Origin of the sequence: Promineifilum sp. (SeqCode), from assembly GCF_041918635.1 — a bacterium.
GTDB lineage: Bacteria > Chloroflexota > Anaerolineae > Promineifilales > Promineifilaceae > Promineifilum.
In genome coordinates this window covers 1-11,425 of sequence record NZ_JAYRVJ010000706.1, presented here as the reverse complement: position 1 = coordinate 11,425, position 11,425 = coordinate 1, and the positions used below count along the sequence as shown (strand labels likewise).

The following is an 11,425-nucleotide window of genomic DNA, read 5'->3' as shown; positions in this document are numbered from 1 at the left end:
GCGTCCGTCTCCAGGCCGGTCAGCGCCTCGATGCCCGCGGCGCGCTCGGCGCGCAGCGCGCCCTCCAGCGCGTCGAGCCGGGCGGCGACGGCGGCGCGCTCGGCGGCCAGCTGGTCGGGCAGAGCAGCCAGCCCCTCAACGGCGGCGGTGGCCTCAGTGGCGGCGGCCGTCGCGGCGCGCAGGTCGCGCCGGAGGCGGCCGACGCGCCGGTTGTCGGCCAGGATGGCTCCGCCGTCGCCCGGGGCCAGCAGGAAGTGAAACACCGGCAGGGAATAATCGAACACCTGGGGGCAGCGCATCTCATCCAGCGTCTCGCCGATGGGCGCCAGCCGCGCATCGAGCGCGGCAACGCGCTCGCGGGCGGCGACGGCGGCGGTGTGGAAGTGGGCCGAGTGGCCGCGGGCGTAGGGGGTGATGGCGCGTTCCAGCTTGCGGGCGTCGCGCTCCAGCGCCTCCAGTTCGGCGGCGTATTGCAGCCGCAGCGCCCGATTGCGCTTGGCGCTGCGCTCCAGCCAGATGGGCACAAAGACGACCACCAGCACCACCAGGATGAGAAAGGCCAGGAAGGCGTTCAGTAACAACGATTCCAAGGTGAGGACCCGTTTGCCCGCGGTATGGGGGTATTATAGAGGGGATAGGGGTTAGGGGCTAGGGGCTAGGGGCTAGGGAAGAGCGCGGGTGCGACCCACATCAGAAAGTGGGTCGCACGTTGAAACCCCCCCCAACAGGGGGATAGGTGCAACCCACTTCAGAAAGTGGGTCGCACCGGATGATTAAGGCAGAAGCGTCACCTCCAGCGCATCCACCTTCCGCGGCAGCCCGTTGGCCGGGGCATCGAAGATGGGGCCGCTGAAGGTCTGGGTGGCCACGTCGTAGACGTAGACCATCGAGTGGCCGCCGTGGGCGCTGTCCACGTGGAACGTGGCCCGCGTCGTCAGGTAGTAGGTCATGCCGTCCGCGCTGGCCGACAGGCTGTCGAGCGAGTTCTTGGGCATGTCCTGCGTCGAGCCGTCCAGGGCGATGTGCCACACGCCGGTGGTGTTGGCCCCCGCATTGATCAGGCAGAAGCCGAGCACGTCCTCGCCGCCAAACTTGAGCGGCTTCTTGCCGCCGGCCGGGTCGGGCACGCTGCCCGGGCCCTGGGTGCTCAGCAGCAGGTAGGCCTGGCAGTTGGCCCCCACGGGCGACAGGTTGCCGGGCAGGATGTGCAGGGCGTCGAGCTTCTCCTGCGTCTTGTTCGTCAGGCCCACGTCGGAGCCGTCGAAGTAGAGGGAGAAGGCCGCGCCGTCCCACTTGACCAGATCCATGCCATCGACCTTGCCGACGATGCCGGGCACAACGCGGGCGTTCTGGGTGAAGGACAGGTAGAACACCGGCGCGTTGGGGTCGGGGATGTACATGGCGTCGATGTTGTGCATGGCGTTCTTGGCCGTCAGGCCGGCGGCCGAGCCGTCGAACCAGACCGACCATACCGCGCCGTCCCACTTCAGAACGTCCTCACTGCCGAAGGCCACGCCGCCGGTCGCCGCGCTGGTCACGCCCAGCTTGTCGGCCGAGACGAAGACGCCGTCGGCGCACAGGCCGTTGAGGTCGCTGGAGGCCAGCCACGGGGTGAAGTCCACGTCGGCGCTGACGCCATCGCCGGAGCCGGGGCCGACCGGGCCGGGGCCGTCGGCCGCGCCCCACCAGTTGCACGTCGCGTCCACTTCCAGCGTCGAGATGTTCTCCACGCCGTTGCTGACGTTGCCGGCAATGCTGTTGCGGTTCACGTCCACGTCCACAAAGCCCGTGCCGGTGCAGCCGGAGGTGCACTCGTAGACGACGACGCCGTAGTCCCAGCCGTGGATGAGGTTCTTCGTCACGGTCAGGTCGATGTCGAAGGAGCCGTAGCCGCCATCGGCTTCGATGCCCACGCCGCCGGCCGAGCCGTCGCTGGTGAGGGCGTTGGCGCGGAGGACGACCGTCTGGACGGGCGCTTGCGGGGCCGGCGCGGCGGCCGTCGGGCCGGCCTCTTCCGCGCCGGCGGGCGACGGCTGGCGGGTCGGCGGCGGCGCGTCGACGACGATGCCCCAGAAGCCGGCCGAGCCGGTTCCGGCAGCGGTGGCGTCCACGTCGTTGTTCTGGTGCGTGCCGGAGGCGTCCACGATGTAGATGCCGACCTGGTTCTCACTGACGGTGTTGCCGTCGGTGTTGATCGCGCCGGGGCCGTAGAGCAGCATGCCGGTGGAGACGTAGGTGAACGGCGTGTAGGAGTGGCCGCTGACGGTGTTGCCGGTGATGTCGGCCGTCGCGCCGCCGCTGACCTGGATGCCGTTCTGGGCGATGAAGGCCACCGCGCCCGCGCCCGTCACCGTGTTGCCGGCGATGGTGGCCGAGGAGGCCGCGCCGCTGACGTTGATGCCGTTCTTCTGGTAGCCGCTGATGGTGTTGTTGGTGATGTCGGCCGTGCCGTTGGTATTCAGCGAGGCGGCTCCCACCTGGATGGCGACGCCGTTCTGGCAGCCGCTGATGGGCTGGTCGCGCACGTCGAGCACGCGGCTGTCGTGGATGTTGGCGTAGGCCCCATCGCGCACGAAGATGCCGTAACCAATGCTGCCGCAGCCCGTCGGGCCGGGGCCGCTGACGGTGACCTTGCTCAAGTCCACGCTGACGCCCGCGCCGGCGATCTTCACCACGACCGAGTTCGGGGCGGCGGCGGCGGGAATGCTGGCCGGGGCCTTGATGATGGTCGTGGCCGCGTCCGCGCCGACCAGCGTCAGCGACTTGGCGATGGTCACCTGCTCGGTATAGGTTCCGGCCAGGACGTGCACCGTGCCGCCGGTCTGCACTGTGTTGACGCCCTTCTGGACGGTCTTGAAGGCGTCGCTGGGGCTCGTGCCGCCGTTGGCGGCGTCGTTGCCGTTGACGGCGTCGACGTAGCAGTGGGTCGTGCACAGCGGGACGTTCTTGTTCTCGAAGGTGCACGTCCAGGCGTCGCCGTCGGCCAGGGTGATGTTGGCGGGGTTAACCACCTCGGCCGCCGGGGTCGCCGCGTTGTCGCACGTGGCGTTCGTCAGCACCCACGGGGCAACCAGGTTGACCTCGGCCACGGAGTAGGGGCCGGCGGGCAGGATGGGCGACGTGGCGCTCTGGCCGTCGCTCAGGGTGAAGTTCGGCCCCGGCCAGCTGGGGTCGAACTCGAACACCGCCGGGTCGCCGTTCGGCGTGGTCTGCTTGGTCACGGTGATCGTCCCGCCGATGAAGCACGCGCCGTCGAGGTCGCTGGTGTAGAGCCACGGCGTGTAGTCGCTGGGGCCGAAGAAGTTGGCCGGGTTGGGGCCGGCGGCGCTGCCCCACCAGTTGCAGGTGACGTCGAGCGTCTCCGCGCCGACAACAGACAGGTCGGCCTTGCCGTTGCGGACGTGATACGCGCCGCTGATGGCGTTGCGGTTGACGTGGACGTTGTCCAGGTCGGCCGTGGGGTTGTCCACGACGACGGGGAAGTCCGCGCCGGTCGTCAGGATGTTGTGGTGGATGTTGACCGTACCCGTCAGCCACATGCCGTCCACGCCGGAACTGGGGGCGAAGAACTGGATGACGTTGCCCACGTCGGTCACCAAATCGTTGTCCTTGATCTCGACGTTGGTGGCCGTGCCGGGGATGGAGATGCAGGTGTAGATGCAGGTGTAGCGCACCGTGTTGCCGGCGATCAGGACGTTGGTCGAGTTGGTGATGTTGAGCGTGCGCATGCGGTCGCCGCTGGCCGGGTTGGCGATGACGACGTTGTCCTGGAAGGACAGGTTGTTCGTCTGCCACAGGTTGAACAACTGGTGGCCGCAGCTGCTCGGCGCGGTCGCGCCGACGCAACCGGTGTCGGGCCGGGTGGGGTTCTGCACGCGGTTATCGTCCACCGTGCCGCCCTGCATGATGGCCGGGCCGTTGAAGTAGACGAGGTTGCGCGAGGTCTGGTAGAACAGGTTGTTGAGGATCTTCACCCCCGGCGCGTCGCCGCCGAAGTTGACGCCCGCGCCGATCATCGGCGTCTGCACGTTGGCCTGGGCCACGGCCGAGTCGGTGAACTTGAAGCCGTCGATTGTCACGTTGGCCGCGCCGATCCGGAAGGCGCTGTTGCCGCCGGTTACGGTCACTTCCGACTCCGGCCCGCGCGCACCGTTGGGGTTCAGCGGGTTGACCGTGTCGTTGGGGCTGACGCCGGCGTTGGCCCCGTTGATGGTCAGCGACTTGTTGACGATGACATTCTCGGCATAAACGCCGGGCGAGACCTGCAGGGTATGGCCGTTGGCCGTGTCGGCGTCGTTGATGGCCGCCTGGATGCTGCAGAAGGTCTCGGCCGTGTTGGTGTTGGTCACCACGCCGCCGCCGGCGTTGACGTTGCGCACGTTGACGGCGTTGCCGCTGAAGGTGTTGGTCCCGATGACGGCGCAGCCGACAGGGGAGTTGCCGCGGCCGAAGTAGGTGTCGGCCAAGTTGACCTGGTTGCCGTCCACGTTAGTGTTGGCCGTGTAGGGGAGATGGCCCGCCTGCACCTGCACGCCGACGTCGTTGTTGTTCAGCGTGTTGCCGCTGACGTGCATGTTCAGGCCCTCGACGACGATGCCGAAGCCGTCGCTGGTGGAGGGCTGCTGGTAGCCGCTGACGGTGTTGTCGCGGATGACCACGCCGGTGGGGATGTCGACGTTGTTGTTGCCGGCCACCCAGCCGCGCCGATAGGCGGAGATGCCGGCCGCGTCGCGGTGGTTGATCCCGTCGTTCACCGGGGCGGTCATGGAGACGTTGTTGTCCTCGACGACGATGCTGCCGTCGCCGCTGGTCGCGCCAGTGCCGTTGGGCAGCTTGATCTCGATGCCGAAGCGGCCGTTGTCCACCAGCGTGTTGTTGGCGATCAGGTTCGGCCCCGCGCCGCTGGTCAGGCCGATGAAGGCCATGCCGCTGTCGAGGTTGCCGGTCACGGTGTTGCCCGTCACTGTCACGCCGCTGGCCGTGCCGTCCTGCAACTCGATGCCGCAGCAGTTGTTGCCGGTCACGGTGTTGTTGGTGATGGTGATGTGGGTCTTGAAGCCGTTCCAGATGACAATGCCGCGGTTGCGGCTGTTGGTGGCCGTCACGTGGTCGATCAGGACGTTGTCCACCGGGCCGTTCATGTAGACGCCGCCGCCGTTGCTGCCGGCCAGGCCGTTGTCGTCGGAGGTGACATTCTGCACGGTGAAGTTGTGGTTCTGACCATTGGCATAGACGCCGGCCGCGGGAGACAGCTTGTAGTGCTGGACGCGCAGGTTCTGGATGGTGACGTTGGTGATGCCGGTGTTGATGAAAATGCCCGAGCCGTTCAGGCCCGTGCCTTCCAAGACCGTACCCGCGGCGTCGTTGGTCTGGCCCGCGCCGGTCAGCGTGAGCGACTTGGCGATGACGACGTTCTCGGCGTAGACGCCGGCGGCGACGTTGACCGTACCGCCCGCGGAGACCTGGGTAACCGCGGCCTGGATGGTCTTCTTGGCCGTGGCCGGGGTGTCGCCGTCGTTGGCGTCGTTGCCGGTGGCGGCGTTGACGTAACAGACGGTGGTACAGGGGCCGGCCGCCGCCGCGATAGACGGCAGGGCCAGCGCCAGCAGCAGCGCCATCAGCACGAGGACGCGGCCGGTGAGGGGGAAACGAGTAGTCATGATATGCTTTTCTACCTTTATGTAAACTATACAGCCATGCGAGCCTGACCGACGACCGCTTGGTCGCCTGTCGGGTCTCGGCAACGAGCAAAGCTTCGCCGCTCGGCCGCGCGGCAATGACAAGCGCGGCCGATTGGGCATAGTCGGTTACGTGGCTGGTGAAACAAATGGCCGCCGGTAAAGCCGGCGCCTGACACGGATTACGACTGGCTATCCACTACCGATACAGTACCTCCTGTCCCTAAATCCCCCCTGAAGGATTGGGCCTACGCAATACGCTCAGTCCTGAGTACGATGAGGGCATACACAGCGGCCCGGTGCGATGATAGATGCGGGCGGCCACCGGCGCTACGCCCGTACCACATAGGGTAAGCCATATGGCTTACAGTTTAGATTACGATCTAGTGAAAATAACATAGAAGAATTAAACACGAATTGGCGTGGATTGGACGGGCTAAACGGATTGAGCCATACCAGCCAACCCGTTGAATCCGTCCAATCCGCGCCGATCCGTGCTTAATGGCTGATCGCCGCGGCCAGCGCTTCGGGGGTTTGGGAGCCGAGGACGACGACGCGGCCGTCGCTCAGGGTGAGTTCGACGCCGCGGCTACCGCGCACGTTGTAGGCGACGCGATTGCCCCAACCGCGGACGCCCCAGCCGCCGAAGTCGCGCAATGGCCGGTAGTCGAGCGGCCGAACCCGGGCGATCTCCGCTTTGGGGATAACGCGGCGGACAAACGGCGCAAAGCGAATGTCTACCTTGTCGGCGTAGACCGTCACCACCAGCCGCAGCCACCAGAAGAACAACGGGAAGCCGTTGCCGAAGATGATCCAGAAGAGGAGGGTCATCGAGGCCGGCGCGGGGTTGTTGCCCGGCGGCTGGCCGAAGACGAAGTGCTGGATGGCCAGCGCCCACTGGAGCGCGGCCAGGCCGAAGACGAGCAGCATGATCCACCACACGTCGCGGAAGCGCTGCTCCTCGCGAAAGATGGGCTGAGCGTAGGCGGTCATAACGCGGGTTGGGCGGCTGGCGGTTGGACGGCGCGCCAGGCGGCGGCCACAGCGGCGGTCAGGTCGTCGGGCGTTTCGGAGCCGATGAGGAACATGCGGCCGTCCTTGAGGGTCAGTTCCGCGCCGTCGTTGCTCAGCACGGTATAGGCGGTGCGTGTGGTGCGCACGACGCCGATGTTGCGCGAGTTGTAGTCGTCGTGGATGCCCTCGCGCCGCGTCTCGACGGCCGCCACCCGGTCAAAGGGCAGCACGACCCGCCCAGTCAGACCGGTGTGGACGACGAGGCGGTCGGCGAAGACCTCGGTTACCATCTGTAGCCGCCAGTAGGCCAGCAGCGGCAGAATGCCCAACGGTAACCCAATCCCCAGCGCCAACCACGTCGGCAGGGTCATGGCCCCGATGGCCCGGCCCAGCAGCCCGACCCAGATGACCAGCGCCCAGCCGAAGAGCGTGCCGACAACAGCCAACAGGGTGAACGGGGGCAGGCGGCGATAAAGCTGGACTTCGCGGTAGAGGGGGGCGGTGTTCATGAGGGGGGATGATAGCATACTTCTGGCGCGGGCGTGAAATGATCGCGGCCGTCTGATAGAATAGAGGGCGAGGTGCAAATGAGCGCGCATACTGTCACGCTGGAACTGCCGGAATCCCTCTATCGGTCAGCGCGTCGTGTGGCCGAGGCGACGCGGCGGCCGTTGGCGGACGTTGTTCTGGATAGCCTGAGCCACAATCTGCCGCCGCTTGACGATCTGCCGGCCGATCAGGTCGAGGAGTTGGCGCGCCTGTCGAGCCTGGAGGATGGCGACCTCTGGCGGGAGGCGCAGTCTACCCTTAGCCCCGAAGAGCAATCAGACCTGGAAGCGTTGTTGGAAGCTCAGGGAAGCGACGGTCTGAAGGCGAATGAGCAGGCGCGTTTGGACGCCTTGATGGATGCCTATGGGCGCTTTCTGGTGCGCAAGTCTCATGCCTGGCTGCTCCTCGCCCGGCGTGGCTATCGTGTCCCCGTGCAAGACTAGTTTGCAGCCTTGGCCCGCTCCCACATTCCTGACTCTTTGCGACGTCGGGTCGCCTCACAGGCAGGCTATCGCTGCGGCTACTGCCTGTCCTCCGAGGAGTATATGGGCATGCCTTTGCACGTCGAACACATCGTTCCTCTGGCCACTGGCGGCGAGACCATTGAGGTGAACTTGTGGCTGGCTTGTCCGCTGTGTAATGGGCACAAGGGGGCGCGAACCCACTTCCCCGATCCGCTCGATGGTACGGAGACTCGCCTGTTCAATCCTCGGCAGCAATCATGGAGCGAACACTTCAGGTGGAGCGATGACGGATTGGAGATCATCGGACTTACAGCCGTTGGCCGCGCTACCGTCGCAGCGTTGTGGCTCAATAATGAGCACTTACGCCGTGCGCGTCGCCGCTGGTTGATGGCCGGCTGGCAGGCGCCTGTCAGCACGACAGATTCCGATTGATAGCGCCCCTACTCCAGGGCGCACACGCAGGTGCGCCCCTACTCTTCCGGCAGTTGCGGCACGGCGCTCGGCCCGGCGGCGGTGCGCAGGGGCAGCCCCCCGCCGCGCAACACCGGCCGGTAGCGCAGGTGGAACAGCCCCCACAGCGCCGTAACGGCCACACCCGTGGCGGCCATGACGGCCATGACGCCCTGCACCGGCAGCCCGGCCGTGTCCAGGAGGTAGCCGCCGGCCAGGGTGGAGATGGACTGGGTCAGCGTCAGCGCGGCGAACTCGAAGGAGAAGACCCGGCCGCGGTACTGGTCGGGGACGACGGTCTGCAACAGGGCCGAAGCGAAGACCCACAGCGTGCCCGTGCCCAGCGTGCGGGCCACCGTCGCCAGCAGAAGCCCGCCCAACCCGCCAACGGTCGCCAGCCAGGCCACGCCGGCGGTCATCGTCACGAAGCCCAGGCCGATGCCCAGCACCAGCCGGCGCGGCGCGTCGCCGAGCCAGTGGCGCATGAGCAGCGGCCCCACGCCCGTGCCCAGCCCGGCGGCGACGTAGATGAGGCCCAGCGTCGCCGTGCCGGGGTCGGATACACCAAAGCGGCCCGCGCCCGCCAGCGGGAACAGGTCGTTGGCGTAGGTAATCTCCAGCACGTTGATGGCCCCCCACACGAGCGAGCCGCCCGCCTTGGCCAGGGCGACGCCCAGGATGAACGGCTCGCGCCACAGGTAGCGAAAGCCGTCGAGGAAGGCGAAGCGCCGCCGGGCGGCCGGATCGCCGGCCTCCGGCCGGCTCTCCCGCGTCAGCACGACGCGCCCCACGAACCAGGCCGACACCAGGAACGACGCCGCGTCGGCCACGAACGCCGTCTCCGCGCCGAAGAAGGCCGCCACCACGCCGCCCAGGAAGGCGCCCAGGGCCAGCATGGTGCTCCAGGTCAGGCTGTCGAGGGCGTTGGCCGCGACCAGTTCCTCGCGCCGGACGACATTGGCCAGCGCCGCGCCGCGGGCCGGAGTGAAGACGGCGCTCAGGCTGAACTGGATGACCGTCAGCAGGTAGAAGAGCCAGACGTCGCCGGGGTCGCGAATGAGCAGGAAGCCGAGCACGGTCACGCCGCGCAGCACGTCGCTGAGAACCATCAGGCGGCGGCGGTCAAAGCGGTCGGCCAGCACGCCGGCCACCGGGCTGAAGACGAAGAGTGGCAGGAAGCGGGCCAGGAAGAGGTAGCTGAGGGCGATGCCGCTATCGGTCAGGCGGGTGATGAGCTCGGCCGCGGCGATGACGTTGAACCAGTCGCCGAGTTGGGAGACGACGCTGCCGAGCCACAGGTTGCGGAAGTGGGGGTTGCGGCGCAGAAGGACGATGTATTCATTCATGCGCCGCTGATTGTAATGAATTCACCGCGGATTTTCACGGATTTAACGGAGGAGCACGGATTGAACGCACTTCAATCCGTGCTCATCTGTCATATATGTGAAAATCCGTAGCTGGTCTATTCGTCCTGTATATGATCGACGTCGGCCAAGTCCTGCAAACGGCCGGAGGCGAGTTTGTTTTGGATGAAGTGCCTCCAGCCGTCAACGCCTCATGCAATGCGCCATCAATGCCGCGAATGGTCAACTTAGCCAATGTTCAATCCGCTTCCATCTGTTCAATCCGTCAGAATCCGTAGCCATTTATTCCCCCGCCACGCGAAATCCCACATTCGGCGCGCGCAACTCCGGCTCGCGGCCGCGGCGAAAGTTGCTCTCCAGTTCCAGTTCCTCGCTGTCCCACGCGCCGCCGCGCAGCGTTCGCGCCCCGCTGACGCTCGCCGGGCCGTCCTCGTCGTAGGGGGACGCCGTCCACTCCCAGACGTTGCCGGCCATGTCGGCCGCGCCGTAGGGGCTGTCGCTGTCGGGCGAGTAGACCTCCACCGGCGTCGTCTCGCCGGCGTTGCCGCCGTAGTTCGCCAGCGCGGGGTCGGCGTCGTCGTCGCCCCAGGGGTAGCGGCGGGCGTCCACGCCGCGGGCGGCTTTCTCCCACTCCTGCTCCGTGGGCAATCGCAGCCCGGCCCAGCCGCAGAAGGCGCGCGCGTCGTCCCAACTGACCAGCACCACGGGGTGATCGTCCCGACCGGCCGGATAGAGGCGCGCGACCGGATCCCAGTTGTAGGGCCAGGCGTCGCCGTCGTCGAGGAAGGGCACGCGGTGGTCGGGGTTGGCGTCCAGGAAGCGCTTGTACGCGGCATTGGTGACGGGCGTGCGGCCGATGTGGAAGGTGGGCAGATCGAGGTGCTCCACCGGCGTCTCGCCATAGGGGAACGGGCCGCCGGGCACGCGCACCAGATCGGTATCGGCCACGTCGTGGTGGTAGCCGTCGATACGCGGCGGGCGGGTATCCAGTTGGGCATCCTCGCGCAGCCGCTCGCCGAACGTCTCGCCGTACTGCACCGGAAACAGGTCGCGTAGGGCCAGGTCGAGCAGTTGCAGGTCGTCGCGCTGGGCCAGATAGCGCAGCAGCGACTCGGCCAGTTCCGGGGCCAGCGCGCCGTCCAGTTCGCCGGGGTCGACGCCGATCTCGAAGGCCATCGCTTCCAGCTCGTCGGCGTCGAGGTTGTCCACCATGAACTGGTAGAAATCCTGGGTCGCGTCATCTTCGTACATGGGTTGGGGGTCGTCCATCATGCCTCCATTCTAGGGGGGCGGGGGGTAAGTGGCAAGTGGCAACCGTGCCGGGGAGCGGGGGGGCGGGGGAGCAGGGGAAAGCGGGCCGCCCAGCGCCCGCAACGCCCGGATGGTCACCCACTTGTTCGGACGCTTGGGGCTGAAAGTGACGCCGGGCCACAGTTGGCCGGCGTAGTCGAGTTCCAGCCGCCAGCGGCCGTCGGCGTCGGCCTTGCTGCGGATGAGCGCCCGGGCGTTCGCCAGGCGCGGATCGTCGCCATAGCCTAACGCCGTTAACGCCTCCACCACTTGCAGCACGTCGGCCACGTAGAACAGCGGGAAGCTGAACTTCCACCACTTGAGGCTCGGCGCGTCGCCGTTAGGCGTGGGGTAGGCGGCCGTGGCGGGGTCAACGCTCAGCAGGAACGCCGCGCCCTGGCGGATGGCCTCCTCAATCAGTAGGGGCGCGCCGGCGTGGGCGCCCTTCATCAATCCAAACGCGACCATCACCTTTACCGCGCCCCAGCCACAGGGCAAGCCGCCATTGACGCGACAGGCGAACAGCGGGCCGCTCTTGTAATGCTGGTAGCGGAGCGGCGCGGTCGTGTCGCCGGCCGGGGCGATGCCCTCGCCCGTCACGGTGCGGGCCATCCAT

The 11,425-nt window shown here is 67.2% G+C and carries 8 protein-coding genes and 1 pseudogene; 2 read left to right on the top strand and 7 right to left on the bottom strand.

Features of this window, described 5'->3' with window-relative positions:
- The 4 genes from ACE3UY_RS20765 to ACE3UY_RS20750 form a co-directional block, all read right to left on the bottom strand.
- Positions 1–590 (bottom strand): hypothetical protein (locus ACE3UY_RS20765; protein WP_374689387.1); only part of this gene is annotated, 590 nt, incomplete at its 3' end.
- A gap of 183 nt (positions 591–773) precedes the next feature.
- The gene (locus ACE3UY_RS20760; RefSeq protein WP_374689386.1) at positions 774–5,660 is read right to left on the bottom strand and encodes a right-handed parallel beta-helix repeat-containing protein; all 4,887 of its coding nucleotides are present in this window, start codon (positions 5,658–5,660) and stop codon (positions 774–776) included.
- Between the two features lie 516 nt (positions 5,661–6,176).
- Positions 6,177–6,671, bottom strand: coding sequence for a DUF6141 family protein (locus ACE3UY_RS20755; protein ID WP_374689385.1), 495 nt, complete (start codon positions 6,669–6,671; stop codon positions 6,177–6,179).
- Positions 6,668–7,201: a hypothetical protein gene (locus tag ACE3UY_RS20750; protein WP_374689384.1), complete on the bottom strand. Its 534-nt coding sequence runs from the start codon at positions 7,199–7,201 to the stop codon at positions 6,668–6,670. The genes ACE3UY_RS20755 and ACE3UY_RS20750 overlap by 4 nt, the downstream gene beginning before the upstream one ends.
- 78 nt (positions 7,202–7,279) lie before the next feature.
- Between ACE3UY_RS20750 and ACE3UY_RS20745 the strand changes: the two genes are divergently transcribed.
- Positions 7,280–7,684 carry a hypothetical protein gene (locus tag ACE3UY_RS20745; RefSeq protein WP_374689383.1) on the top strand — a complete coding sequence of 135 codons (405 nt, stop codon included), beginning with the start codon at positions 7,280–7,282 and terminating at the stop codon, positions 7,682–7,684.
- A gap of 9 nt (positions 7,685–7,693) precedes the next feature.
- A complete protein-coding gene (locus tag ACE3UY_RS20740; protein ID WP_374689382.1) occupies positions 7,694–8,137 on the top strand; it encodes an HNH endonuclease in 444 nt (147 codons plus the stop codon).
- Between the two features lie 38 nt (positions 8,138–8,175).
- Here ACE3UY_RS20740 and ACE3UY_RS20735 read toward each other — a convergent pair whose 3' ends face one another.
- The 3 genes and pseudogenes from ACE3UY_RS20735 to ACE3UY_RS20725 form a co-directional block, all read right to left on the bottom strand.
- Positions 8,176–9,501 carry an MFS transporter gene (locus ACE3UY_RS20735; protein ID WP_374689381.1) on the bottom strand — a complete coding sequence of 442 codons (1,326 nt, stop codon included), beginning with the start codon at positions 9,499–9,501 and terminating at the stop codon, positions 8,176–8,178.
- Between the two features lie 300 nt (positions 9,502–9,801).
- Entirely contained in the window at positions 9,802–10,791 is a 990-nt protein-coding gene (locus ACE3UY_RS20730; RefSeq protein ID WP_374689380.1) for a formylglycine-generating enzyme family protein, read from the bottom strand.
- Positions 10,792–10,800: 9 nt separating this feature from the next.
- A pseudogene (locus ACE3UY_RS20725) lies at positions 10,801–11,425 on the bottom strand (hypothetical protein); the annotation flags it as partial.